This is a genomic window from Asticcacaulis sp. P2_C5, assembly GCF_056404555.1.
In genome coordinates, this window is record NZ_JBFUDU010000009.1 from 208,695 (window position 1) to 234,091 (window position 25,397).

Genomic DNA, 25,397 nt, shown 5'->3' on the forward strand with positions numbered 1-25,397 from the left:
ATACCCGTCGCCAAAAAGAAAGGGCGAGCCAGCGCCCGCCCCGTCTTTTCGAATTTCGCAAAGGCTTTTGGCTTAGCCGTCGGCTTACCCCTTGAACAGCGACAGGATCTGCTGAGGCGCCTGGTTGGCGATCGACAGCGATTGCGTGCCTAGTTGTTGCTGCACCTGCAAGGCCTGCAGCCGTGAGCTTTCCTTGGCCATGTCGGCATCGACCAGGTGACCAATACCGCCGGTGATCGCGTCGTCCAGCTTGGCGACGAAGCTCAGATGGCCTTCAATCTGCTTGGCCTGCGAGCCCAGGGCCCCCAGGTTGGAGTTGAGGTTGAGGATCGACGCATCGAGCGCCGTCAGGACGCTGGTCGCCGATGAGGCCGAAAGCAAGGTCGAAGCCGAGTCGAGCGTTAAGATCGACCCGCCAAATGACAGGTCGCGTACCGACAGTGTGATGTGTGAGTCGGCGTCTGAATTGGCAATGAACTGGATGTCCGTGGCGACAGAACCGTTGAGGATGTTGCTGCCGTTGAAGGTGGCGTTTTCGACAATGTGGCTGATCTGGCCGATAATGGACTTGTAATCGCCGTTCAGTGCCTGGCGCGACGCCGTATCGATCGACGTATCCATCGACCCGACCACTTTTTCGCGCAGTTGGTTGAGCAGGTCCGAGATCGACTCGCCGGCGGCCATCGACACATCGGCGATCGAGTTGGCGCGGTTGAGGCTGTCACGGACCGCGTTCAAGCCTGACAGGTCGGCCCGTTGTCCCTGAGCGATCGAATAGACCGCCGAGTTATCCTTGGCAGTGGAGACAGCTCGTCCGGTACTGATCTTCTGCTGGACATCCTCCATCTGCTTATTGGTTGCATTCAAATTCTGCAACGCAATCATGGCAGATGAATTGGTGTGTACGCTGACGGACATGGCTTGCTAACCTCCGAGGGATTTGCCGACTCAGCAAATTCTTAACGGTTATGGTAAGCAAAGTGTTAACGCACGCAAACGACTTTTGCCGCGCATCACAGGATGCACGGTGGATAAATGCCGATTTAGACCTTAAGTGAACGGTCTAAATATCTGTTTTAATAACCGAACCGGCTTGATAGCTCGCCGATTTTCTCATCTCGAGAAGTTCTTTTCTCGGCAGTTGACGAACCACTTCTCCGGTGTACCGATCGATCGCCTTGTAGACCCAGTCGCCCGTATCGGGATCCTTGTCGACAGTCAGGCGCAGGCTGTACTCTGGGGGTGGCCCCTTGTCCTGGCCTTTTTTCGCCAGGTCGCTGCCGTGATTCTGCTCCTTGGGCGCCGAAGCTTCGCTGCCGGCAGCCACTTCTTTAGGTACATCCGGGGTCGGCTTTATCTGCGTAACGTCGGGTACCTGCGGAAAACTCAAAACATTGTTGATCATCTCCGTCTCACGCCCGGCCAGCTGGCCTGAGGGCGCCCTCCTTGACTAAATGAGAGAGAAAGGGGCGGTCGTTCCCGGCCGCCCCTCCTTCCGATTAACGGAACAAGCTCAGGACCGAGCCGGTCGACTGGTTGGCGATGGACAGGGCCTGCACGCCGAGCTGTTGCTTCGTTTGCAACGCCTGGAGTTTGGCACTTTCCTTAGCCAGGTCAGCATCGACCAGGTTACCGATACCGGCAGTCAGCGAATCCTGGAGCTTGCCGACGAAGGCGGCATGATTTTCCAGGGCTTTCGAGGACGTACCGAGCTTGGCCAGCGCGGCCGAGACGTTGCTGATCGAATCGTCCAGCGTCGTCAGCAGGTTGGATGCCGACGTGGCGGACGAGAAGCTGGCGTCCGTAGCCAGCGAAACGATGGCACCACCCAGCGACAGGTCTTGACCTGCTACCGTTATGGTCGACGAACCGTCCGCATTGGCCAGGGCCGCGATGTTGGCGTTCGTGCCGTCAACGAGGTTGATCCCGTTGAAGGTCGCGTTGCTCAGCGTCTTGGTGATCTGGTCACGGATGGATTCGAAGTCGTTCTTCAGCGCGTCGCGGCTCGTGGTGTCAAGCGACGTATCGGAGGCCGCCAGGGCCTTTTCTTTCAGTTGGGTAAGCATGTCGGAGACGGATTCACCGGCCGACATGGAAACGTCAACGACCGAAGATCCACGCGACAGCGAGTCCTTCACCGCGTCGAGCGATGAGACCGTGGAACGTTGGCTTTGGGCGATGGCGTAAGCAGCACCGTCATCCTTGGCGTTGGCAACTTTCAGGCCGGTAGAGATGCGGCTTTGAGTGCTTGCCAGTTCGCTGTTGGTGCGGTTCAGGTTTTGCAGGGCGACTTGAGCGCCCACGTTGGTATTGACGCTGTTCAGCGACATGGTTCTAGTCCTTCATCTAGAAAGGCCGGTGACATTTTGTCGACCGGCGGCATTTTGCCTGAGTACCATGATGCAATTTCAGGGCCACAAAACCCGTCTGAGAAAAAATATATAAGTATTTGATTTATTTTAAATTAAGTCGATATTTACGACGTTTTTACCCGGCAATTTCTGCCTGGTTTTGGTGCCCGGTAGGCAATATTTTCCGTGTAGGCAAATTTTGCCGGACACAACCAGCGAAACTTCGTCAAATCTACCTCAAACTGATGTCCGAAGCGCTAATTTCTGCAGCAGACTGTGGCGTGCAATCTCGTGCTTTTATTGCCTGTGTCTTTGGTGGGTTGGTTTGGAACCGCCAAACACAACTAAGCCGGCGCCTTACCAGCGCCGGCCAGACAAAGAAATGCCGGAGCAGGTAAACCCTGCCCCGGCGTTAATGGACCTACTTGAACAGGCTGAGCGCCGTTTGTGGCGCCTGATTGGCAATTGAGAGTGCCTGAACCCCAAGTTGCTGCTTCGTCTGCAGAGCCTGAAGTTTGGCGCTTTCCTTGGCCATGTCGGCGTCGACAAGGTTGCCGATGCCAGCCTCCAGCGAATCCTGAAGTTTACCAATAAAGGACATGTGAGCCGAAACCGACTTGGAATTCGTTCCCAGCTTGGCCAGAGCCGCCGACACATTGCTGATCGAATCATCGATCGTGGTCAGCAGGCTGTTGGCAGACGTCGCCGACGCAAAGCTGGCGTCGGTGGCGAGGCTGATGATCGATCCGCCCAGGCTCAGATTCTGGGACGAGACCGTCAGCTGGGACGTACCGTCAGCATTGGCCAGGGCCTGAAGCCCCGTGATGCTGGCGTCCACCAGGTTGACGCCGTTGAAGACCGCGTTGCTGATCGTCTTGGTGATCTGGTCACGCAAGGCGGCGAAGTCGGTATTCAAAGCCGTACGGCTGGTGGTATCCAAAGAGGTGTCGGATGCGGCTAGCGCTTTCTCCTTCATTTGCGTCAACATGTCCGAGATGCTTTCACCCGCTGACATGGCCACGTCCACGGCGGACGAAGCCCGGTTCAGCGAATCCTTCACCGCGTTCAGCGAAGCGACGGTCGAGCGTTGACTCTGCGCAATCGCGTAGGTCGCGCCGTCGTCCTTGGCTGTTGCCACCTTCAAGCCTGTGCTGATCCGTGTTTGTACGGCCGCCATTTGCGAGTTGGTGCTGTTGAGGTTTTGAAGCGCCACCATGGCGCCCATATTGGTGTTTACCGAGAGAGACATCGGTCATCCTTTCCATTCTGGTCGGGTTGAGACGGACATTTTGCCGTATGGCCATTTTGGCCTGCCCTCTTGAATGCAACGGCGATGCCACTGGCAATTATGCTTAATATTAATTTAAGTTATTGAAGTTGAACATTTTATTTAACTTGCAAGCGCGCTGTTTCGCAGCCGGTCTTAACCATGTTCGATTCGTAGCCGGGCAGATTTTGCCCGGCCCGGCAATTCTCGCCGCCTTACCTTACCCTGCGCCACACCGAGATCGGCACGCTGCCATCCGGCCGCGTCGCCACGCGATAGCTCAGCTCATCGCCGTTCAGCTCATAGGAACGCGCCTGACGCGTCGCATTCTGGTTGGGATAGGATGAAGCCGCAATGTCCAGCGTCAGGAGGTGGGCCGCGGGATCGACCGTGAGCGTCCCGAAGTGGTTGCTGGCCCCCAGGACAGCTGCCAGATACTCTTCCGGCGTTCCCTTAAGCTTGTCACCAGAGGCAAACCTTGGCCGGGCAGAATCGTAGATCTGCAACGAATAATGGCCGTCCGCGTCGATCATCAGCAAGCCGCACGGCGCCTCGCCATAGTCATGGACGCGTGTGCCATCGGGCAGCAGCCGGTCAGCGGCCACCAGGGTCCAGGTCCCAGCCAGCAAATTTTCAGCGTGGACGGCCGGCGCCGTCGCCATCCAGACGGTCAAAACCGCTAATTTCAGCCACTTGGTCATGATTTTTCTCCTTGCACGCCCAAGCCTACTGTTGACGAATACTGAAATCAAATTGATACTTTTGGCTCATTTGTTGAGTTTTTGAAAACTATGGTACGGCGCAATCTCGATCTCGATCTCGATGTCCTGCGTACACTGGTCATGGCCCATGACCTGGGTGGCCATGGCCACGCCGGTGCGCGCCTGGGGCGCACGTCGTCTGCCGTCAGCCTGCAACTGAAGCGGCTGAGCGACGATATAGGCCAGCCGTTGTTCCGCAAGCACGGACGACGTCGTGTCCTGACAGAGGCCGGCGAAACCGTTCTGTTCTATGCCCGACGGATGCTGGCCCTGAATGACGAACTGCTCGACACCCTTCAGGGCGCGGCGATCGATGGCAGGGTTCGCCTGGGTATGGCGCAGGACTTTGCCGCCGATCTGTTGCCCTCGCTGCTGAAACAGTTTTCCGCTCTGTATCCGCGTGTCGTGATCGAGGTCCGTATCGAAGGCAATGCCGCATTGGCCCAGGCGATTACCGCCGAGGAACTCGACCTGGCCCTCACCGTGGGCCAGGGCGACAAACCTTACGCCCAGACCGTTGGCGCGTTGGAACTCGCCTGGATTGCCGCTGATGACGCACGTTTTGCGCCCGACGCGCCCCTGCCGCTGGTCATGCTGGGCCCGCAATGCGCCTTTCGCAAGCTGGCCATCGAACATCTCGACCGCGCCGGTCGCGCCTGGCGTATGGCGGCTGTCAGCCCCAGCCTTGATGGCCTGTGGGCGGCGGTGCGCGGTGGCCTCGGGGTTACTTTGCGCAGCGCCGCCAATCTGCCTCAGGGCCTGACAACCTGCGATCGCCGCCTCGGCCTGCCGCCACTGGGTACTTTTCCTGTGGTGCTGCATAGTCGGACAGACGATGAAGCTGCTCTACGTCTCGAGGACCTGCTGCGACAGGCCCTCCCGCCAAAAAAAGGCGCAAAAAACCCGGCGATCGCGCGCCGGGCTCTTAAAAATTCTTCGCAAAGTCAGTAGGTCGTACGCGTATTCAGCGTGACCGGTGGACTGGCCGGCTCTTCCTGGCTGGGCGCCAGACCCTGCATGATAATGCGATTGATATCGATCAGCGGCCCGATCTCTTCCTGGTTACGCATGACAAGCGATGTGTGCTTGTTGACCCAGATCGACAGCGAAATAATATTGGCGCGCACCATGTCGGGCAGTCCGTTTCCGTCGACCGAACAATCCGCGCCCAACACAGACCACATGCGGCGATTCCAGTCGAGTGCGTCCATGCGCTCGCGAATCATCGACTTGTCCATGCGTTCCGCGTCAATAAGGGCACGCGTTACCTGGCCGAACAGGCGGTATTCGGTCTGGCGCGGATTCTCTGCGCGAGCGGCTGTAGTCTGGTACGCCTTAAGGGACATCTAAGCTTCTTTCTCTTCAGGAGGAGCCGTGGGCTCGACCCAATCGTTCGTCTTCATAGTCGATGAGTCGGCGACAACCCATCAGAGCCTTGTAGTATTCCTTGGTCATCAAACTGCGCGAAACGGACACGCAGTCCTGAAGCACCTGGGGATTGGCGATGACGTTCATGAACTCGGTCATCCGCTTGAGGAACTCGTCGTAATATTTGTCCGCCCCGGCTTCGTCGAGATACATCATCATCACCGGGAAATAGACGTGACGCGCCGGAGAATTGACTTCCTCCTGCTGCATGATGTCTTTTTCACGCAGTACGGAGGCCTTGTTCTGCAGGACAAGCGAACAACGGCGATCGCCGTTCTGCACGACGGCCCCATTCAGAACGAATCTCTCCCCAGGCTTAAGCGACAGTTTTAAAGGCATTTTCTTTCTCTTCGGTCTGCCGGAGCGACCCGCAAACCTTATCCTTAAGGCTTATAGATCACACCGAGTTAACATGAGGTTGCTCAGCTATTTTTTGCCGTCACAGAATCACTTGCCTTAATCTTTGTCCCGAATCTTTAAGGCCTGTTAAACGAATCTGACGCTAACCATGACACGAAACGTGTGTGCGGAGGAGTCATGTCCAACTATCTGAGAAACCCGGCCAAAAAGGCGCCTGTTCCCGGCGTCGTTGCGTGGTTTCCACCGCCCCAAAATTCGCCGGATTTGCCCCCAGAACTTCCTGAGCTAAAGCGTGGCTTTCCGGACGATGGCACTCTGCCCTTCCAGCCCGTCGAACTCGACAACCCGGCCTCCCAGATCCTGGGCGATTCGGGCTCGTCGGAGGCGCTCAAACGCCTGATAGAACACACCGATCAGATCAAGCAGATCGATACCCTGGTGCTTCTCAAGGAAGCCCTGATGTTGTTCAAGAAGGGACGCTGGGGCGAAGGCGGAGACTGCGCGCTGAAAGCGCTGCACGTCGACGAGAAGAGCGGCGAAGCCTGGCACATCCTGGCCATCGCTCGCGAAAAGTGCGGCGACCTGAAAACCGCCATCACCGCCTATGAAACCGCCCTGCGGCTGCAGCCCAATAATCCGGTGATCGCCAACGACCTTGGGCGGCTGTCGTATCGCCTGGGTATGCTCGACCTGTCGGAAAAATTCTTCCGTTTCTTCCTCGACAAATGTCCCGGCCACGGCGAGGCGCTCAACAACCTGGCCTCGGTGCTGCGCGAAAAGAACGACCTCGATGGCGCCATCGAGATGCTGCAGGAAGCCATCGCGCTCAACCCGGCAGACCCGCAACTGTGGAACGCCATCGGCACGGTCGTCAATGCACGCGGCGAATCCGAAACCGCGGCGATCTTTTACGCCGAGGCCATGAAGTTCGATCCCGACCACGTCCATGCCCTGTATAATTACGGCAATGCCATCGCGGTCATGGGCAATATCGAAGAGGGCATCACCTACCTCAAGCGCGCCCTGCCCCTCTTTTCCGACCCGATGAACGTCTATACCTGCAAGCTCAGCCTGGCCTTCTGTTACATGGCGATCGGCGACCTGGAAAACGGCTGGAAGTGGTACGAAGGCCGCAGCAAGGACAACACGCTGGAACAGATCCAGTATCTGGTCACCAAGCCGCGCTGGAAGTCGGGAATGGAAGTCGCCGGCAAGCATATCTTCGTCTCGGCCGAACAGGGCCTGGGCGACGAAATCATGTTCGCCACCATCCTTCCCGACCTTTTGCGTGAAATCGGCCCTGAAGGTTCGCTATCGATCGGTGTCGAACATCGTCTTGTGCCCCTGTTCCAGAAGGCCTTCCCGGATTGCCTAGTGGTCAAGCACCACACCACCAAGCATAACAGCCTGCCGGTCCGGCTCTTCCCCGACATCACCGACTGGTCGGGCTATGACTACTATGCCCTGATGGGTGATTTCCTAGGCCGCTATCGCTCGACCGCAGACTCCTTTCCTGCCGCCAACGCGTTTTTCAAGCCCGATCCGGAGCGCATCGCCTACTGGAAGGCGATCCTCAACGGCTTGAACGACAAGCCCAAGGTCGGCGTCCTGTGGAAGTCGCTCATCTCCCACTCGCGGCGCAACCGCTACTACTCGCCGTTTGAGCAGTGGAAGGACGTCCTGTCGATCCGCGATATCCAGTTCGTCAACCTGCAATATGGCGACACGACTGCCGAAATGGCCGAGGCCGCCGAGATGGGCCTCAACATCTGGACTCCGCCCGGTATCGACCTGAAGAACGATCTCGACGACCTGAGCGCGCTCTGCGTCGCTATGGACTGCATTCTGGGTCCTGCCAACGCCACGAGCAATATCGCCGGCGCCGCCGGGGCCACGGTGTGGATGGTGACGCAGAACCATTCATGGAACTGCCTCGGCACGGATCACTTCCCGTGGTACCCGACTACGCGTGTCTTCTTCTCGCCCTCAATGACCGAGTGGGGTCCGGTCATGACGCAGATGCGCAACGCTCTGATCGACGAGTATGTCGTAGGCAGAAAGTAAGCAGGGGCTCAGCCCCTGCACCCGTTACGCGACGGCGTCAGCCAGGCCCTGCCAGACGCTCTGGTCCCAGTAGACGCGTGCCTGGCCTGATGGCGAAGGTAGCACCCAAAGACGCGTCGCGCCGATGACCTCGGGCTGGAAGCCCAAATTCACGCTTCCCGTCGGCCGCCCCAGAAACGCAGCCGCGCCGGTCTTGCTGGTAAAGGCCAAAACGGCGGGCTGAAACCTCTCCATTTTGTCGCGCAAAGCCGCGACATCAAACGCTCCGTCCGGCAGTTCCGCGTCATTGCCGAAATGCGCCTTGCACAGATCCGTCAGTCCAATGCCGTAGCCTGGCAGGCGTGCATAGTCTCGCGCCGCCACCAGTTCTGGCGTCAGCCCGACTGCAAACAGCGTCCGCCAGAAGAAATTGCCTGGATGGGCATAATAGGCCCGGGCCTGGGCCGAAACCCGACCCAAGGCCGTGCCGCAAAAGACGACCTTCAGCCCCGACGTCAGGATATCGGGAACGCAGTGATCCTCCGGCAGGGGGCCGAATTTGTCGAGAGTCGCCATATAATCGATGTAGCGCCGCGCCGCCAAAACACAAGGCGCGGCGTGCCGGTAACGCGCCAAGAGACTGAACAGACCCGACTTTTGCCTGCCTATATAGGCAATAGACAGCCTGGTACCGCCTGAGCCACTGTCCGCGCACCCCACTATGCGCGACAGGAAACGACCATGACGACCTATACAGGCACAACTGGCGACAACGTCTGGACCAATATTCACGCCGGCGACACGGTCGATGGCCTGGCCGGAGACGACACGGTCTCGGTAGACCTGTCGGCCGAAACCCGCGCCATCACCTATAACGCTGTCACCGCCGCCACCGCGACCGGCATGATCCCGGTGAGCGCCACGCGTATCCGCAATGTCGAGCATATTGCCGAGCTGAAGACCGGTTCCGGCGCCGATACCCTGACCATCTCTCTCGCCCAGGGCGCCTTCACCTGGTATGCCGGCACAGGCGTCGACAAGCTGGTGCTCGACTACAGCGCCAACACGTCGGGTTTCAGCGTCTACAGCAGCAGCGGCGGCTACTATATTACCGCTACCGGCTCACAGGTCGTCGACGTCGAAACCCTCGTCATCACCGGCGGGTCCGGGGCCGACGACTTCTCCGGCATCGGCGCCAAGGCCGTGATCGACGGCGGCGCCGGCATGGACAGCCTGGCCCTCGACCTCGGCACGGCCACGGCCAATATCGCTTTCAACGCCGTCACGGCCGCGACCGCGGCCGGCATGACCCTGGCCGACGGCACCTCGATCAAGAATATCGAGCACATAACCAGTCTCGCCACCGGTTCAGGCAATGACACCTTCACCACCTCCCTTCTGCAGGGCGGTTTCGACTGGGCCTCGGGCAGCGGCAACGACCGCCTCGTCTTTGACGGCACGACAGACAATGGTGGGTTCGCGGCCTATCTGTCGGGCAGCGACTACTATATCTCGGCCAATGGATCCTACGCCCACGACATCAGCAGCGGCGCCATCAGCGGTGGTCATGGCAATGACGACCTGTCGGGCACCTCCGGCGACGACATCCTGAAGGGCGGCAGCGGCAACGACACACTGAACGGCCTACAGGGCATCAACGCTATCGACGGTGGGGCCGGCACCGACATGGTCAGTATCGACCTGGCGAGTTCGACGGCCGACGTCGTCTACGATGCCCTGGCCGCGGCGACCGCCACCGGCGTCACCCTGGTCGATGGCTCGACCTTCAAAAACGTCGAAAAGCTGTCGGAGCTCGACACGGGTTCCGGCAACGACACCCTCACCCTCGCCGTCGCGCAAGGGGCCTTCACCTGGCATGCCGGCGACGGCACCGATCGCCTGAATATCGATTATACCGGATCGACCAGTGCGCTCAGCGCCTATGTCACCGGCGACAGCTATTACATGTCGATCAACGGTTCCGCGGCCTACAATGTCGAAAGCGTCAGCGTCACAGGCGGTTCGGGCAATGACGACATTTCGGGCACTGACAGCAACGACATCCTGAAAGGCGGCGCCGGCAATGACGTCCTGAATGGCCTGAAGGGCGTCAGCACCATCGATGGCGGCACAGGCGTCGATTCCGTCTCGCTCGACCTGTCGGACGCCACGGCGGCTGTCATCTACAACGCGCTGTCAGCCGCCACTGCTACGGGCATCACCCTGGCCGACGGCAGCACGGTCAAGAACGTCGAAAAGCTGGTCGACCTCAGCACCGGCAGTGGCGACGACCAACTGACGGTGACGGCAACCCAAGGCACCTTCAACTGGTATGCCGCCGGCGGCAATGACCGCCTGACCGCCAACTACAGCACGCTCACCACGGGCTTCTCGGCTTACGTCACGGGCGACAGCTACTACCTGTCCGGTACGTCTTCCACGGCCTACACTATTGAAAGCGTCAATATCACCGGTGGCCTGGGTGACGACGACATCAGCGGGACGTCCAGCGACGATACCCTGGCCGGCGGCAGCGGCGATGATATCCTGAATGGCCTGACCGGTGTCAGCCAGCTTGATGGTGGCGTGGGTGACGATACCGTGTCTCTGGACCTGACGGCCGCGACGGTGGTCATTCTTTACAACGCCGCCACAGCAGCGACCACATCCGGCGTTATCCTCGCCGACGGCAGCCGCATCCGGAATGCCGAGCATATTGGCGAACTCGACACCGGTAGCGGCGACGACATGCTCACCGTCTCCCTCGCGCAAGCCGGGTTCACCTGGTTCGCCCATGGCGGCAACGACCGCCTGGTCGCCGACTACAGTGCCGACACAGTGGGCTTCTCGGCCTATGTCAGCGGCAACAGCTATTACCTGTCGAATACCTCGGGCACAGCCTATGACATTGAGAACGTCAACATCACCGGCGGCTCCGGCGCTGACGACATCGGCGGCACGGATGGCAACGACACCCTGACCGGCGGTGGCGGCGACGATACCCTCGACGGCGGCGCGGGCGTCGACACGGCCAGCTATGCGAGCGCAGCCGCGGCCGTCTCGGTCAGCCTGCTGCTACAGGGCGCTCCGCAAAATACAGTCGGCGCCGGATTCGACCGCCTGACGACCTTCGAAAACCTGCTGGGCTCGGCTTTCGCCGACACGCTGACCGGCAATAGCAGCAACAACCAGCTCGACGGCGGGGCCGGCGCAGATACCCTGAAGGGCGGCCTGGGCGATGACTCCTACATTGTCGACAATGCCGGCGACGTCGCCACCGAAGTGGCGGGCCAGGGTACCGATACGGTCTATGCCAGCGTCAATTTCAACGGCAGCGGCCAGGACATCGAGAACATTACCCTGACGGGCCTGTCCAATGTTTCGGCCATCGGCAATACACTTGCCAACACGCTGATCGGCAATACGAAGAACAACATTCTCAATGGCCTGACCGGCGCCGACACCATGTCTGGCGGTCTTGGCAACGACACCTATGTCGTCGACAATATCGGCGACAGTGTCCTCGAAAAGGGAGAAGGCGGCGGCCTCGATGCCGTCCAGGCCAACATCACCTATACCCTGGCCCAGAACGTCGAAAGCCTGATCCTGATCGGCAACAAGGCGATCAACGGCACCGGCAACGCCCTGGACAACTACCTGACCGGTAATATCGGCGCCAACCTGCTTGATGGCGGCGAAGGTTCTGACCGTCTGATCGGCGGCGGCGGTAATGACACCTATATCGTCGACAGCTACGGTGATGTCGTTACCGAAGGCGCGGACGCGGGCCAGGACGTCGTCTGGTCCTCCCAGACCCACATCCTGGCCGCTAACGTCGAAGACCTCGTCTTGACCGGTATCGCCGCCATCAATGGCACAGGTAACGACCTCGACAACATGCTGACGGGTAATGGAGCCATCAATCGCCTGGACGGCGGGATCGGCACCGATACCCTGGTCGGCGGCGGCGGCGACGACGTCTATACGATCGACCACTATTCCGACGTGATTATCGAAACCGCCGGCGGTGGCGACGACATCGTCATTGCCCTGTACGATTACCGGCTGCCGAACGAAGTCGAGAACATGATCCTCACCGGTGACACGCCGACGACGGGCTACGGTAACGACCTGGCCAACCAGTTGACCGGCAATGCCAACAACAACTATCTGGAGGGCCTGGGCGGCGCCGACATCCTGCGCGGCAATGACGGAAACGACGTGTTGGTCGGTGGCGCCGGGACCGACAAGCTGTACGGCGGCATCGGCGCGGATTCTTTCGAGTTCCTCGCCGCGGGAACGGCCAACGGCATCGACCGTGTTCAAGATTTCGTCAGCGGCACCGATTTCCTGGCCTTCAATGCCAGCGACTATGGCTTTGCCGTCGGCGCCACCCCGACGGCGGCACAGTTCACCTATGGCACAGCGGCGACAGGCCCAGGCGCCCAGTTCTATTTCAACCTCACCACCCATACCCTGTATTTCGACGCCAGTGGCGCCGGCGGCGCGGCAGGCATTGCCATTGCTATTTTTGACAATGCTGCCGTACCCGTCGCCGCTGACTTCCACTTTTTGTGAAATGACGTGACAGTGGGGTGAACGTCCTGCCGCCACGGTAATTTGCCACCCCAATAAGCGCCCGTTGAAAAATAACTGAATCGGTTCGCCTGGCGACTTTCAAGCGAGTTTGCGGTCGACGCCGATGTCATGAAGCAGTTATTTTCCAACAAACCCTAAGCGGAAATTCCCCTCTTGGCATATGATCCCGATACGCGTTATCTAGGCAGAATGACGCACATTCTGCTGATTGACGATCATCCCCTGTTCTGTGGCGGCTTTACGTCGACCTGCGCTATTCTGCGTCCGCATTTTCGCGTGTCGCTCGCCCAGACAGGCGGCGACGCCCTGTCGCGCTTCCGCGAACTGTCACCCGTCAATTGCATCCTGATCGACATCCTCCTGCCCGACGCCAGCGGTTTCGACATGATCCAGGCCCTGGCCCGGCTTGATCCGCTGACGCCGCGTGTCATGATTTCAGGTCGCGACGATCGCGCCGCCCACCTGCGGGCACGCTACCTTGGCGCGTCGGGCTTTATCTCAAAGGCCGACAGCCCCGAACGCATCATGTCGCAGATCGATCTCGTCCTTCAGGGCGGCATGGCCTTCGACGACGATTCCGTCGACGCCGAACCAGTGGGTGCCGATGGCCTGACGCCGCGCCAGCGCGAGGTCCTCGAACTTCTGGCCGAAGGCTGCGTCAATAAGGAGATCGAAACCCGCCTCGGTCTCGCCGAACGTACCGTTCGCGCCCATTTGACCGAAATCTTCAAGGCCCTGGGTGTCGCCAACCGCGCACGCGCCGTCATGGAAGCCCGCCGGCTCGGCCTGGTCAGCTAATGACCGCCGCTGTGCGCGCTTCGGACTCCGACGCCTTAGCCGCTAAATCTTTGGCTAACGACCCCAAGGTTTCCGCGGAATGCATCCTGACCCTGTACAAACAGGTCCCCAACTCGTTTGCCGCCGCCATCGTCGTCACGGTCTTCATGGTCTTCACGGCCTGGCCCTACACCAGACCGGCCGTTGTCTTCACCTGGCTCGGTATCCAGACCCTGAGCCAGGTCGGCCGTTTTGCCCTCCTCCTGCTGTACCGCCGCGCCCGTCCACAGGGCGAAGCGCTCAAGGCGTGGGCCGGCTATTACACGCTTTACATGCTGGCAGCGGGCGCCATCTGGGCCGGCACCCTGTTCGCCTTCGTCGTGCCCTCCCAGCCCCTGACCATCGCCCTCACCCTGTGCGGCCTTTACGGTATATCGGCCGGCAGCGTCCCCGGCAACGCCTATAACCTGCCGGGCTGCTACGCCTTTATCGGGGTGATCTTCGCCGCCGTCCTGGTTCGCACGGTCATGATCGGCGACTTCGGCCACATCGTGCTCGGCCTCGCCTCGGCCCTGTTCGCCGTCATCATGCTGATGTTTGCCCGCGTCCAGAACGGCGTCCTGCGCGAAGGCTTCGCCATCCGCTTCGAGAACGTCAAGATCCTGGCCGAGATGAAGGAAGCCCGCGAACGCGCCGAACAGGCGCGCCGCCAGGCCGAAACCGCCAATCTCGCCAAATCGCAGTTCCTCGCCGCCGCCAGCCACGACCTGCGCCAACCCCTGTACGCGCTCAGCCTGTTTTCCGGTTCGCTGAAAGCCCTGGCCCTGACAGACGAAGCGGCCCATGTCGTCCGTCATATCCAGGACAATATCGCGGCCATGGAAACCCTGTTCAACGGCCTGCTCGACCTGTCGCGGCTGGAAGCCGGCGCGGTCAAGGCCGAAATATCGCCTTTCGCCCTTCAGCCCGTCTTCGACCGCCTGCAGCACTATTTTGCGCCAACCGCCCGCGACAAGGGATTGGATTTGCGCCTGCGCTCCTCATCAGCCTGGGTCCGGGGCGACGAGGTTCTGGTCGAACAGATACTGATGAACCTGATCGCCAATGCCCTGCGCTATACCAGTTCCGGCACGGTTCTGATCGCCGCCCGCCGACGCGGACTTTCGATCCGTATCGAGGTTCGCGACAGCGGTGAAGGCATTGCCGCCCCCGATCGCCAACGTATTTTCGACGAGTTTGTCCAGATCGGCAATGCCGAACGCGACCGTCGCAAAGGCCTGGGACTGGGTCTCGCCATCTGCGCCCGCACCGCCGCGCTCCTGGGCACGCGTATCGAACTCAGTTCGACGCCGGGCAAGGGTTCGATTTTCGCGTTCGAACTCCAGGCCGAAGTGCCCGACATCACCGCCAAGCCCGATCTGCCATCGCTACCTGAGCATACCTCCGGAGCGGCCCGTCCGCACCTGCTGATCATAGACGACGATGCGGCCGTTCGCGAAGCCTTGGGACTGCTGCTCGCCGGATGGAATGTCGACCTCACCCTGTGCGATACACTCGACGCCGCTCGCCAGGCCCTGGACACGCAACCCCCGTACCACCTGATCCTCAGCGACTACCGCCTGCGCGAAGGCCATGCCGGCCTGGATTTTCTGATCGAGCTGAAATCACGTCCCGATTGCCCCAGCCTGGCCCTGATTACCGGCGATGTTGACCCCGCCCTGATGCGCCGCGCCTCGGAAGCCGACATCTTCCTGATCCACAAGCCGGTGGACCCGGCCCGCCTGCGCGCCCTGGTCAATCACCTGACGCGATCGATCTAGCCCTGGCGCGGCCGCCGGACTTTAAAGGCCGCCCCCCACAGCTTTCCCTTGCTTTCCAAAACGCCTTCCTCGACCAGTGTCCGTAGACGTGAAAACAGGAGGATATCGCCCGCCTGCCTGACGCCTGCCGGCCGAAAGCAATCGTACATTATCGCCACCAATACCTCACCGACAACACGACGGGCGTCTATCCAGTCTGCGCCGACCTGCCGCAGCAAATCCGAATCGAAATAGTCCAGATCTGCAGAAACGAGCCCGTCCGGCCTTATCGCCCGCAACGGCGCATTTTCGTCTCGCAGACGTTCCCACAGACCCCTCCAGGCATCCATTTTATCCGGCTCGGCAGGCCGCGCCTTCGACCAGAAATCAGCCTCTATAAACTGGTCCGTCCGCATAATGGCCGTATAAGGCACGGGTTCCCATTCGCCCTGGTGAATATGGTGCGGCATCACGGCGTCCGTCAGATCGACCAGTTCAAACGGCGCATCGCCGTTTCTGTGCAGCCATTCCAGAAAGCCGCAATATTCCTGCGTCGACCATTGCGACAGCCAGACAATCCGCCGTCTTGAGCTGTCCAGCGCCGTCCGCCAAAACGCCTCGATCTTACGGATATCGTCTTCGTCCGTTTCGTAGCCAAGTACGTCTCCAAGAAATTCCAGGCGCGCGGCATGATCCATCGGTGAGATCGGCCCCAGCGAAAGATCATCAGGCAAGCCGATTACCTCATCCGGCCTCCCAGACGCTCTCAACGCCTCAACGAGGGTCCCACGGCCCGACAGGGTGAAGGTCACATGCAGCGGTAGCGACGGTTGCACGCTCAATCTCCCAAGACTGTATTGATATTGGCAAATGCCGCATCGTCGGTCACAGGAATCCGATGGACACGTCGCAGAGCCAGGAACCGCATGACGGCCAATCCTCCCTTGGCGCTCGCCGAATTTAGAGCCGCCAGGAGCTCGGGGAGGATTGAGACCTGCCACGACGCGCACAACGGGTAGTCGCGTGCACCGGAAAAGTGGACCACATCTGCGTCATCCGGCGCTGCCTGCAACTGGGCTACCATGTCCTCGGGCAGATAGGGCATATCACACGGTGCCGTAATTACCTTTGTAAAACCTCTGTTAAATGCCCAGTTTACAGCCGTTACAACCCCACTCAGTGGCCCAAGCCCGGGCAGAAGCTCATCAAACACCAACGGCACCCCCAAACCGGCCAGCGCCTTAGCGATGTTCGTTCCCGGCAACCCAGCATTGATTATGATTTCGTCGGCCTGAGGCCTCAGGCGGTCCAATGTGGCGCCAATGAGCGTCCCACCGCCAAATGGCGCAAACGGCTTGTTGCCGCCCATCCGCCGGCCCTCGCCGCCGGCCAGGACAACGACCGCCGTCACGACGCCTGAACCCGGCGGATGCGCACCGGTGTCGACTTGAAAGCGGGGGTGCGGCTACGCGGATCGACCTCGCATCCGGTCAGTCGGTTGGCTTCCGGGAAATAGGCCAGCATCGCCCCCGGCGCCAGATCGAACACCCGGACAGTCACAGCCTCCATCACGCCGTGATCGGATTCGACCGTCGCCACATCGCCATCTGCCAGGCCATGCTGCGCCATATCTGCCGCGTTCATCATGACGCTCCACCGGTCAATGCCGCCGCGATAGCTGTCAGTGCGCTCATAGACGATGGTGTTGAACTGTCCCTCAGAGCGCACGGTGCTCAGCATCAAGGATGCACTGACCTCCGGCATGGACCGCACCACGAACCGCGCCTTGCCATCGATCGTCTTGAACGCCGGACTGTGCATCACCCGGCCTTTCACGTGGAACTCGCGTTTGGCCACATCGATGTCGGCCAGTTCCTCCATGCCCGGCACGATGCCGGCAATCGCCTGCCTTACCGTCTTGTGCTGGCGGAAGGCGTCATAATCGACCGGCGAGTCCGGAATCAATCGTTGCGCCAGGCTGCACAGGATGTCGACCTCCGGCCGCACGTCCTTCAAACGCCGGATACCGCCGTCCGACAGCCGAACATAGTTGAACATCGATTCCTGCGTCGTCGGCTGCCACTCCTCGTCGCGCGCCGTCACCGGCAGGACCAGGGCTTCCGAGTAATCGTGGCCGTGAATATGGCCGGCATTCAGCGTCGTCGTCAGGAATAGTTTGAACCCGATGCGGTCCATAGCGTCGCCCGACCAGGCGCTGTTGGGATTGGCTTCGTACAGGTTCCCCCCCATGATCAGCGCCGCGTCGACCTCACCGCGATGCGCCGCCTGCATCCCGGCCATGGTGTCGAAACCGGCGCCCTTCGGCAGGGTGATGCCAAAGGCCAGCTCCATCCGCTCAAGCACCTCGGCGGCCAGGACGGGCTTGACGCCCATGGTCCCGATCCCTTGCACGTTGGAGTGGCCGCGCAAGGGCAAAAGACCCGCGCCCACCCGACCGATCTGGCCGCGCAACAGTGCCAGATTGGCGATATATTCAACATTGTCGACGCCGTTGAGATGATGCGTGATCCCCATGCCCCAGGCCAGGACGGCGTCCTTCGCCCCGGCATAAAGCCCCGCCACGCGTTCGATATCCGCCCGGCCCAGTCCGCTGGCCGTTTCGATCGCTTCCCATGACGTGGCCTCGATATCGGCCCGGAAGGCCGCGAATCCGCTGGTATAGCGCTCGATAAACGTCGCTTCCTCACGCCCAAGGCCCAGGATCGCCTTGGCGAGGCCCTTCAGCACCGCTATGTCGCCACCGATCCGCGGCTGCAGATAATCCGAGGCGATCCAGTCGCCGCCCGTCACCATCGACCGCAAATTCTTCGGCAGGGCGAATCTGACCAGCCCAGGCTCCCTGGCTGGATTGATCACAACCACCTGACCGCCGCGATCGCGCACGCCTTTCAGCTTGTGAATCAATCGTGGATGATTGGAGGCAGGATTTGCCCCAATCAGCAGGATGAAGTCGCAATGCTCCAGGTCCTCGACCTCGACCGTCGCCGTGCCGGTGCCGATCGACGACCCCAGTCCGACGCCCGTCGCCTGATGGCAGTAGTAGGAGCAATTGTTGACATTGTTGGTGCCGTAGTGCCGCGCCAGCAATTGCAGGACAAAGCCCGCCTCGTTGGACGACCGGCCCGAGGCGTAGAAGAAGGTCCGGTCCGGCGTGGTGGCGGCAAAACGCGCCGCCGCCAGGTCCAGCGCCGCATCCCAGTCGATGGCCTCGAAACGATCACTACCTGCCGGCTTGTAGATCGGAAAGGCCAGCCGCCCGAGATGCTCCAGTTCGTGGCCATCCAGCTCGCGCAGTTCGGCCAGGCTGTGGGTCAGGACTTCGAGGGGGATGCCGGGCTGGATATCGGTCGACTGAGCCTGGATCGACTTGTTGCACACCGAAGGGAACTCGCCCTGTTCATTGGTCATGCCGCCTTTCTGGCCGCCCATGCCCAAGGCGCAGGCCTTGCAGGTATTTTTCGAGGTCAGGGCCTTGGCGGTGTTGTCCAGCCCGATGCGCGTGGCGGTCTGCAGGGCATACAGCACCTTTTTTGCCCCTCCGCCCACGATCGGTTTGTTCATCGAGTCCTCCTGCGTGCCAAGCCTAACCGAATTCTTGCCTGCCACACAGCCCTGACCGCAAAAGAAAAACGCCTCTGCCTCTTGCCACGGCGGTGAATATCCGTAACGTGCCGGCAAAATATAATAAGGCTGTCCAGCCACAGGATAGCTACTGCGGGCCGATACCCTGATCACCAAAATGGGAGACCCGTTCGCATGCGCGCATTCTCAGCCGCCACCACTGCCCTAATCTGGGCGCTTACTCTTCACGCCGCCAATGCCGAAACCGTCTCTGTCGACGCCCGAGCCACCACAGCGCCACTGTCCGGCGGGCTCAATATGGGCGAGGCCAGGACGCCGGACGGCCATACCCTTACCGTAAACAACCAGTACCTGATGAAGGACGGCCAGCCCTGGCTGCCGGTCATGGGCGAGTTCCACTACACTCGAGTCCCGCGCGCCGACTGGGAAGACCAATTGCTGAAGATGAAGGCGGCCGGCGTTGATATTGTCTCGACCTATATCATCTGGCAGCACCACGAAGAGCATCGTGGCCAATATGACTGGAGTGGCAACCACGACCTGCGCGCCTTTGTCGAGTTGGCGGCCAAGCACGGCCTCTATGTCTTCGTCCGCCCGGGCCCGTGGGCCCATGCCGAGGTGCGCTATGGCGGTATTCCGGATTGGGTGGTCGACAGCGTGCCGACCCGCCGCAACGACCCGACCTATCTCGCCTATGTCGATAGCTTCTACCAGCAGGTTGGCCAGCAGCTTCGCGGCCTGATGTGGAAGGACGGCGGTCCCGTTGTCGGCGTCCAGATCGAGAACGAATATAATCGCACCGGTCCGCAACAGGGCCGCGAGCACATTGCCGCCCTGAAAGCCATGCTGATCAAGGACGGCTTCGACCTGCCCCTATACACGGTCACCGGCTGGGACCACACAGTCTTTCCGCGCGGCGAAGTCCTGCCCGTCTTCGGCACCTATGTCGATGAGCCGTGGGATGCTTCGACGCAAAAGCTGCCGCCCAAGGCCAGCTACATGTTCCAGTTCGGCATCCGCAATGAAAAAGGCCTGGGCGCCCAGGCCGGCACATCGACGGAAGACGACGGCGAACGTGACCTCGGCATCACGCCCTTCCTGGGGGCGGAATATGGCGCCGGGGTCCCGGTCATGTACCGCCGACGTCCCATTCTTGACCCAGATGATATCTCGTCCATGGTGACGGCCAAGCTCGGTTCCGGTGTCAATCTGATGGGCTACTACATGTTCCAGGGCGGCCAGAACCCGACGGGCGCGCCCTCACGCGAAGAAACAACGGCGATTGGCGGCTATAACGACCTGCCCAAGCTCGGCTACGACTTCCAAGCGCCGTTGGGCCAATACGGCGAAGCGCACCCCGTGCTCGCCAGGCTGCGGCCGATCCATGTCTTTCTGAACGCTTTCGGCGATCGTCTGGCGCCTATGGCGACCCACGCCCCCGCAGGCTACAATCAGGACTCGGGCGACCTCAAAACCCTGCGCTGGTCGGTGCGCAGCGACGGCACGCACGGCTTTGTCTTCGTCAACAACCACGTTCGCCAATATGCCATGGCGACCCACAGGGCCGTGCAGTTTAAGATCTCCCTTGCCAGCGGCGACCTGACCTTTCCGTCGCAGGGCGTCGATATCGCCGACGGCGCCTATTTCATCTGGCCGATCAATTTCGACCTGTCGGGCGTCACACTGACCTATGCCACGGCGCAGCCGCTGACCAAAATCAAGGACGCCAAGGGTGACCTCTACGTCTTCTCGGCGTCGGACAATATACCCGTTGAACTCGCCTTCAACGCCGCCGATATCGCCTCCGTCCATGGCGCCAAATCGTCGGTCGCCAACGGACGGCTGATCGTCACGGGCGTAAAACCCACCACGAATGGCCTGATCGAGGTCCGCACGAGATCCGGCAAGACCGCCCGTATTCTGATCCTGACCCAGACCCAGGCCACCCAGATCAGCATCCTGCCGATCTCGGGCGCACCTCACCTGGTCCTGACAGATGCCGAAGCCTTCGAAGCGCCAGCCGGCGGCGTGGCCCTGCGCCAGATGGGGGATGCGCATTTCCACGCCGCCATCTACCCGGCCCTGCCCGCGACATCCGGGAAGCGCGCCAAGACCGACGGCCTGTTCCAGGTCTTTGACATTACCCTGCCCGCCAAGACCCTGACCGCTCAACTAACCCAGGTCCGCCCGGCCCAAAAAGTCCCGCCGCTGAAGATGACGGGGCCTGAAAAGACGGCGGTTCAGCCGCAGCCGGAAACCTTCGGCGCTTCTGCCGCCTGGCAGATCACATTACCCGCCGATGTCCTGGCGGGTGTCGATGATGTCTATATGCGGGTCGACTATCAGGGCGATGTGGCGCGTCTGCTGTCGGGCTCCGAGATGCTCGACGACGCTTACTTCAACGGTCCGGCGTGGAATATCGGCTTGAAACGCTATGCGGCCAGGCTCGACAAGCCGCTGACCCTGACGGTCCTGCCTCTGCGCGAGGATGCGCAGATCTATCTCGACGAAGCGTGGCGGCCGAGAACCTTCACCGATGGCCAGATCGCCGAGGTCAGGAGCGTTACCCTGATACCAGAATACCGCATCACTATCGGCCAGTAGAAGCGAGACGCTCGATGACCGGTCAGAAATCGAGCGTCACACTGGCCGCCGAGCGCTTCGCCGCGCCATGGTAGACGGCTTCTATATTGTTGCCGTCGGGATCGAGGACAAAGGCGGCGAAATAGCCCGGGTGATAGGGACGCTCGCCCGGCCCGCCATTGTCCTTGCCGCCATTGTCCAGCGCTGCCTTGTAAAAACTTTCGACCGTCTCGCGGTCGGCGGCCTGGAAGGCCAGGTGATGCCGGCCGGTCAACTTGCCCTGCGCGGCCTTGCTGCCGGGTGTCGAGACGAACAGTTCATCGGCCCAGAAAAAGTCCGGACCTTCCCCGCCAATCGGAATACCCAGCACATCGAATATCGCCTGGTAAAAGCGCCGGGTCGCGCCCAGATCCTCGACCACGAGCTGAATGTGGTCGATCAGTCGTCCTCGGTGCAGTTGTTGTGCAGCCATGGTGGAATCCTTTCCTGTTTCCCCAGCCGGAGCAGATAGTGACACCTCGCTGCAAATCAGTATTGGCTTTTTTCAGGTTACAGAGTGACGGCGCATGACTCCGCACCCTTGCAGGTCGCGCCAAGACGGTGTCGCCCTCGCTATTTAGCGACCCTTGTCTAAAAATTCGATCAGAAAACCCATCCCTTGACACACTAAAGGCGTGCGCTCGCACGACAGGTTGCCGCGCTTGAGCGTCGGCTTTAAGGCTGTCACCGCACTTTTAGCAGACCTCGCGAATTTAGCTTTTCTATCAGCCAAACCCGACGCGCCATGACGTCCGCGCAATAATCAGCGTCTTCACCAGAAAATCTTTCAGCATAACTTGCATTTACACTATCACCAACTTTCTGCATTCTGGGATTGATTTTATCTAACTCCAGGTCAACTTTCAGCATATTGCCAAAAGAAATTGCTACCTCGCGTGGCGTATGAGAAAAAATAGTTTCATATGACAAATAGTATGGCGTCCAGCCATTTTGATCGAACAGAGTCTGCAGGCCGCGTTCCTCGCTGCAGAACATTTCTATGTATCGCTTGATTTCACTGGCGTCATATGGAACATCTGGATAGGCCACGTCCCCCTCATCGCTTGACTTGTGAAAAACGCCACGCCCTACGGCAAGGAAAAGCGACACCGCCTGCTCGACTATGTTTTCGCGAAACAGAAATATCGAAGGCGACTTGAAATTAAAATAATCTTCAAGGCGTACCTCTTGCGAAAAGTAATTGTAAAACCAAAGAGTAATCTCGTGGCCGAATACACCACCAGGACTAAACTCTGAACGCATTCTCAGGAAATAATCACGGAAATTATTTGCACCGAAATAATGGGCCTGATCTTTGACAAAACCAGGATTCAGCCACTCCCTGGGGTCACCCAATTTCACGGACTTGAGCAGTTCCGTCAGATAGGTTGAACCCGACCTGGCTGTGAAAAAGATGGTATATTCTTTCTCAGGAGAAACCGGGACGCTGGTCGGATCGCGACGTGTCGGGTTATCTCGTAATACATTGCCTATGTTGCCTAAGATATTTTCAAGATCAGCAGCTAAAGCCATCTTAATTCCTCCACACAAGCTTGATATCTAATAGTGCCTAACTGCTCCCCGACTTGAGACTCTATACGGCGATATGACCATCTGGCAGATGCTTCTGTCCAGAGCCTACTACAATAATTTTCCGACATTCATGTCAAAAGTGCATTTGAGCATTGTCCCGGCGAATGGTTTCACCGTGCAAGCGCTACCGCCTTCGATACTTCCTGAATCGCGTTTCTCGGCCCAGGCGGGAGGCTAGCCGCCGACGCGTTTAAACAAGTCGGACCTGCCGACAGGCGCTGGTCTTCTCACTTTCTCAACTATGCCTAAGCCAGGTTAGCCGTCTTCATTTTGACGTGCGCTATTTCCGGCATTGCCGTGCCAAGCGGGGCTGAAAACACGCCTGACTGGCCTGGTTCCGGCAAAAAACCACCACGTGTGTAAAGGTCGCGGCATGGCAAATTAGAGTCCGTCTCGGAGATGGTGCCGGTAATTGGCATTGACGAATCTTCAGAGCGCATGCTGTCCACCAGTTGCCGCAGCACAGCCGTCTCGACGTCCATCCCCAACACCCTGCAACTCATGACGAACTGAACGATTTCGTGTCTTGTCAAAAGGACAACACCTACCAGACCATAGTCTGCAAACCGGTCCTTCACTTTGAACGCTCTAATCTGTCCACCGGCAGCAATAAAGGCATTTAATTCCGTGTTTTGCCAGCGCTTGCCGTTGGTGTTGAACTGGTTGGTCTTATTGACCAGTTCGACCACGCGGGAATATTCGTTTTGATTTTCGTTTTCGACGGCAATCAGTTCGACCTCTGTTCCCAGCCCCATCAGAAAAGCTTCTCTGCCCTGACCCTGAGCCTCGTTATCGCGTTCGATCTGAGCCTTGATCATCCCCTCCCGGCGGACGGACTCATCTGTCAACCGTGCGACCTGGGTCTCAGCCGACCACAACAGGATACGGCGTGTCATAAAAGGATTGGAACCGATAACACGCAAACCCGGATGCGCTTCCGCACACGCGGCCCGCTCAACCGGATTGTCATCCACAAAGACCGCGCTCTTGGCCGTCAGGTTCAATTGCTTAAGGATGATAGCGATATTCTCGGCTTTCGGCGACCAGTTGATTTGGGTGGCGACAAAGTCTTCCATAGCCAGAAAAGGCGGATTGACAGCGTTTGACCAACGCTCTCGCACCAGCGCTTCATCGTTTTTCGAGCAGATCGCGACCAAGATTCCTCGCGCGCGCAAATGGTGAATTGCTTCCCAAATGCCAAGCGGCCAGCCATCCGAATACGGCCATGCGCCACCAGGAACGTAGTGATCCCCGATCTGACCACGCCATAATGTATTATCTAGATCAAAAATTACGACCTTGACCTGATCAATCTGGTTGACAGTCCTGTAGGTGGACTCGATCTGCCCAAATATGGCGTCGAAATAGTCCGTATTCGTCACGGGAAGGATTTCTGCCAGGGACGGTACAGGTTCAATGCGGCCCGGTTCAGGCGCCGTCCAACCCGGGCGGTTTTCATGGCCCGGCCAGTCCGGGAAAATAGTTGATCCATGGGCAAAAAAGTAGATTGTATCGTCAAGGAACCCGCCCTTTCCGATGGTCGCGGCAATCGCGTTCGCGTCTGCAACATAGGCGTTTTTGAAACGCTGTAATATCTCCGACAGTTTGCGGTTAAGGAGTTCGACGACATGCGACAAATCCTTCAACGTGTACTGATCACCGAGACTGGGCGCAGCCCGGCCCTGCGGAACGACAAAATTGGACACCAGTGTCAAAAGACCGCTTTCGCGATTGTAGGTCAGGGCCTTGTCTACCATCATTTCAAGCAGGCTGCACGCACGCTCGAACACTTCGGAGGCAAAGTCTCCTTTGCTGAAACGTGCCATGTCCACGACGGTATCCGTCAGGATCGAGCGGAGGGGTATCTGGACATATTGCAGGCTGTAGTCAGCGAAAGCCCTGGGCGGCTTTTCCGGAAATTGGCCGAGGTTATTGTACAGGATAAAATCATATTCGATATCAGGACGATGGATTTTCCAGTACCGGAGATAGTGCTCCGTCAGGCATGAACCAATAAACAGGATTCGATTGAAATTCGTTTTTGATACGGCCAATTCCTTCGGAAACATGAAGTCGCTGAAAGTCGTCATCGTCAATTCCATTTCGCCAAGCTGCATACCGACCAGCCACGTTTGTAACGCACTAATTGGATCATTGGAAAAGGGCAAGCCCGCTTGATCAAAGCAATCGGCAA

20 protein-coding genes are annotated in these 25,397 nt (G+C 59.4%); 6 read left to right on the forward strand and 14 right to left on the reverse strand.

What is annotated here, in order from left to right; all coding sequences use genetic code 11:
* Window positions 1-84: 84 nt before the first annotated feature.
* The 5 genes from AC1DXO_RS17160 to AC1DXO_RS17180 form a co-directional block, all read right to left on the reverse strand.
* Window positions 85-918 (reverse strand): flagellin, encoded by an 834-nt coding sequence (locus AC1DXO_RS17160; RefSeq protein WP_476979386.1) that lies wholly within the window; start codon window positions 916-918, stop codon window positions 85-87.
* A gap of 145 nt (window positions 919-1,063) precedes the next feature.
* Window positions 1,064-1,405 carry a flagellar protein FlaG gene (locus tag AC1DXO_RS17165; protein WP_476979387.1) on the reverse strand — a complete coding sequence of 114 codons (342 nt, stop codon included), beginning with the start codon at window positions 1,403-1,405 and terminating at the stop codon, window positions 1,064-1,066.
* Between the two features lie 94 nt (window positions 1,406-1,499).
* Entirely contained in the window at window positions 1,500-2,330 is an 831-nt protein-coding gene (locus AC1DXO_RS17170) for a flagellin (RefSeq protein WP_476979388.1), read from the reverse strand.
* A 442-nt stretch (window positions 2,331-2,772) separates the two neighbouring features.
* Window positions 2,773-3,600 carry a flagellin gene (locus AC1DXO_RS17175; protein WP_476979389.1) on the reverse strand — a complete coding sequence of 276 codons (828 nt, stop codon included), beginning with the start codon at window positions 3,598-3,600 and terminating at the stop codon, window positions 2,773-2,775.
* Window positions 3,601-3,833: 233 nt separating this feature from the next.
* Window positions 3,834-4,319: a lipocalin-like domain-containing protein gene (locus tag AC1DXO_RS17180; RefSeq protein WP_476979390.1), complete on the reverse strand. Its 486-nt coding sequence runs from the start codon at window positions 4,317-4,319 to the stop codon at window positions 3,834-3,836.
* Between the two features lie 90 nt (window positions 4,320-4,409).
* Here AC1DXO_RS17180 and AC1DXO_RS17185 point away from each other — a divergent pair, with 90 nt between their 5' ends.
* Window positions 4,410-5,330, forward strand: coding sequence for a LysR substrate-binding domain-containing protein (locus tag AC1DXO_RS17185; protein WP_476979391.1), 921 nt, complete (start codon window positions 4,410-4,412; stop codon window positions 5,328-5,330).
* Here AC1DXO_RS17185 and flaF read toward each other — a convergent pair.
* Together flaF and flbT are read right to left on the reverse strand one after the other, a co-directional pair.
* Window positions 5,324-5,725 (reverse strand): flagellar biosynthesis regulator FlaF, encoded by a 402-nt coding sequence (gene flaF / locus AC1DXO_RS17190; RefSeq protein WP_476979392.1) that lies wholly within the window; start codon window positions 5,723-5,725, stop codon window positions 5,324-5,326. The genes AC1DXO_RS17185 and flaF overlap by 7 nt on opposite strands.
* 16 nt (window positions 5,726-5,741) lie before the next feature.
* Window positions 5,742-6,146 carry a flagellar biosynthesis repressor FlbT gene (gene flbT, locus AC1DXO_RS17195; protein WP_476979393.1) on the reverse strand — a complete coding sequence of 135 codons (405 nt, stop codon included), beginning with the start codon at window positions 6,144-6,146 and terminating at the stop codon, window positions 5,742-5,744.
* A gap of 198 nt (window positions 6,147-6,344) precedes the next feature.
* Here flbT and AC1DXO_RS17200 point away from each other — a divergent pair, with 198 nt between their 5' ends.
* Window positions 6,345-8,231, forward strand: a complete 1,887-nt coding sequence (locus AC1DXO_RS17200) for a tetratricopeptide repeat protein (protein WP_476979394.1) — start codon at window positions 6,345-6,347, stop codon at window positions 8,229-8,231.
* 24 nt (window positions 8,232-8,255) lie between these two features.
* Here the strand turns inward: AC1DXO_RS17200 and AC1DXO_RS17205 are convergent, their stop codons facing one another.
* Window positions 8,256-8,786, reverse strand: a complete 531-nt coding sequence (locus AC1DXO_RS17205; protein ID WP_476979395.1) for a mismatch-specific DNA-glycosylase — start codon at window positions 8,784-8,786, stop codon at window positions 8,256-8,258.
* 165 nt (window positions 8,787-8,951) lie between these two features.
* Between AC1DXO_RS17205 and AC1DXO_RS17210 the strand changes: the two genes are divergently transcribed.
* The 3 genes from AC1DXO_RS17210 to AC1DXO_RS17220 all read left to right on the forward strand — a co-directional run bounded on the left by AC1DXO_RS17210 (window position 8,952) and on the right by AC1DXO_RS17220 (window position 15,406).
* A complete protein-coding gene (locus tag AC1DXO_RS17210; protein ID WP_476979396.1) occupies window positions 8,952-12,788 on the forward strand; it encodes a beta strand repeat-containing protein in 3,837 nt (1,278 codons plus the stop codon).
* A gap of 210 nt (window positions 12,789-12,998) precedes the next feature.
* Window positions 12,999-13,607, forward strand: a complete 609-nt coding sequence (locus tag AC1DXO_RS17215; RefSeq protein WP_476979397.1) for a response regulator transcription factor — start codon at window positions 12,999-13,001, stop codon at window positions 13,605-13,607.
* Window positions 13,607-15,406 carry an ATP-binding response regulator gene (locus tag AC1DXO_RS17220; protein ID WP_476979398.1) on the forward strand — a complete coding sequence of 600 codons (1,800 nt, stop codon included), beginning with the start codon at window positions 13,607-13,609 and terminating at the stop codon, window positions 15,404-15,406. The genes AC1DXO_RS17215 and AC1DXO_RS17220 overlap by 1 nt, the downstream gene beginning before the upstream one ends.
* On the opposite strand, the gene AC1DXO_RS17225 is transcribed toward AC1DXO_RS17220, so the two are convergent.
* Genes AC1DXO_RS17225 through AC1DXO_RS17235 form a run of 3 tightly spaced genes read right to left on the reverse strand, consistent with a single transcriptional unit; the run spans window position 15,403 to window position 18,967 of the window.
* Window positions 15,403-16,221, reverse strand: coding sequence for a DUF3658 domain-containing protein (locus tag AC1DXO_RS17225; RefSeq protein WP_476979399.1), 819 nt, complete (start codon window positions 16,219-16,221; stop codon window positions 15,403-15,405). The two genes, AC1DXO_RS17220 and AC1DXO_RS17225, sit on opposite strands and share 4 nt — an antisense overlap.
* A gap of 2 nt (window positions 16,222-16,223) precedes the next feature.
* Entirely contained in the window at window positions 16,224-16,796 is a 573-nt protein-coding gene (gene mobA, locus AC1DXO_RS17230; RefSeq protein ID WP_476979400.1) for a molybdenum cofactor guanylyltransferase, read from the reverse strand.
* On the reverse strand, window positions 16,793-18,967 hold the full coding sequence (locus AC1DXO_RS17235; RefSeq protein WP_476979401.1) for an FdhF/YdeP family oxidoreductase: 2,175 nt from the start codon (window positions 18,965-18,967) through the stop codon (window positions 16,793-16,795). The genes mobA and AC1DXO_RS17235 overlap by 4 nt, the downstream gene beginning before the upstream one ends.
* 195 nt (window positions 18,968-19,162) lie before the next feature.
* Here AC1DXO_RS17235 and AC1DXO_RS17240 point away from each other — a divergent pair, with 195 nt between their 5' ends.
* A complete protein-coding gene (locus AC1DXO_RS17240) occupies window positions 19,163-21,592 on the forward strand; it encodes a beta-galactosidase (RefSeq protein WP_476979402.1) in 2,430 nt (809 codons plus the stop codon).
* Between the two features lie 22 nt (window positions 21,593-21,614).
* Here AC1DXO_RS17240 and AC1DXO_RS17245 read toward each other — a convergent pair whose 3' ends face one another.
* The 3 genes from AC1DXO_RS17245 to AC1DXO_RS17255 form a co-directional block, all read right to left on the reverse strand.
* The gene (locus AC1DXO_RS17245; protein WP_476979403.1) at window positions 21,615-22,043 is read right to left on the reverse strand and encodes a VOC family protein; all 429 of its coding nucleotides are present in this window, start codon (window positions 22,041-22,043) and stop codon (window positions 21,615-21,617) included.
* A gap of 251 nt (window positions 22,044-22,294) precedes the next feature.
* A complete protein-coding gene (locus tag AC1DXO_RS17250) occupies window positions 22,295-23,143 on the reverse strand; it encodes a Stf0 family sulfotransferase (RefSeq protein ID WP_476979404.1) in 849 nt (282 codons plus the stop codon).
* A gap of 305 nt (window positions 23,144-23,448) precedes the next feature.
* A complete protein-coding gene (locus AC1DXO_RS17255; protein ID WP_476979405.1) occupies window positions 23,449-25,371 on the reverse strand; it encodes an HAD-IIIC family phosphatase in 1,923 nt (640 codons plus the stop codon).
* Window positions 25,372-25,397: the final 26 nt, after the last annotated feature.

Bases quoted from the DNA above. Each gene is read 5' to 3' on its own strand.
- AC1DXO_RS17235 (WP_476979401.1), bottom strand. From the start codon at position 18,967: ATGAACAAACCGATCGTGGGCGGAGGGGCAAAAAAGGTGCTGTATGCC.
- AC1DXO_RS17160 (WP_476979386.1), bottom strand. From the start codon at position 918: ATGTCCGTCAGCGTACACACCAATTCATCTGCCATGATTGCGTTGCAG.
- AC1DXO_RS17200 (WP_476979394.1), top strand. From the start codon at position 6,345: ATGTCCAACTATCTGAGAAACCCGGCCAAAAAGGCGCCTGTTCCCGGC.
- AC1DXO_RS17245 (WP_476979403.1), bottom strand. From the start codon at position 22,043: ATGGCTGCACAACAACTGCACCGAGGACGACTGATCGACCACATTCAG.
- AC1DXO_RS17210 (WP_476979396.1), top strand. From the start codon at position 8,952: ATGACGACCTATACAGGCACAACTGGCGACAACGTCTGGACCAATATT.
- AC1DXO_RS17240 (WP_476979402.1), top strand. From the start codon at position 19,163: ATGCGCGCATTCTCAGCCGCCACCACTGCCCTAATCTGGGCGCTTACT.
- flbT (WP_476979393.1), bottom strand. From the start codon at position 6,146: ATGCCTTTAAAACTGTCGCTTAAGCCTGGGGAGAGATTCGTTCTGAAT.
- AC1DXO_RS17185 (WP_476979391.1), top strand. From the start codon at position 4,410: ATGGTACGGCGCAATCTCGATCTCGATCTCGATGTCCTGCGTACACTG.
- AC1DXO_RS17250 (WP_476979404.1), bottom strand. From the start codon at position 23,143: ATGGCTTTAGCTGCTGATCTTGAAAATATCTTAGGCAACATAGGCAAT.
- AC1DXO_RS17205 (WP_476979395.1), bottom strand. From the start codon at position 8,786: ATGGCGACTCTCGACAAATTCGGCCCCCTGCCGGAGGATCACTGCGTT.
- flaF (WP_476979392.1), bottom strand. From the start codon at position 5,725: ATGTCCCTTAAGGCGTACCAGACTACAGCCGCTCGCGCAGAGAATCCG.
- AC1DXO_RS17175 (WP_476979389.1), bottom strand. From the start codon at position 3,600: ATGTCTCTCTCGGTAAACACCAATATGGGCGCCATGGTGGCGCTTCAA.
- AC1DXO_RS17180 (WP_476979390.1), bottom strand. From the start codon at position 4,319: ATGACCAAGTGGCTGAAATTAGCGGTTTTGACCGTCTGGATGGCGACG.
- AC1DXO_RS17170 (WP_476979388.1), bottom strand. From the start codon at position 2,330: ATGTCGCTGAACAGCGTCAATACCAACGTGGGCGCTCAAGTCGCCCTG.
- AC1DXO_RS17220 (WP_476979398.1), top strand. From the start codon at position 13,607: ATGACCGCCGCTGTGCGCGCTTCGGACTCCGACGCCTTAGCCGCTAAA.
- AC1DXO_RS17165 (WP_476979387.1), bottom strand. From the start codon at position 1,405: ATGATCAACAATGTTTTGAGTTTTCCGCAGGTACCCGACGTTACGCAG.
- AC1DXO_RS17215 (WP_476979397.1), top strand. From the start codon at position 12,999: ATGACGCACATTCTGCTGATTGACGATCATCCCCTGTTCTGTGGCGGC.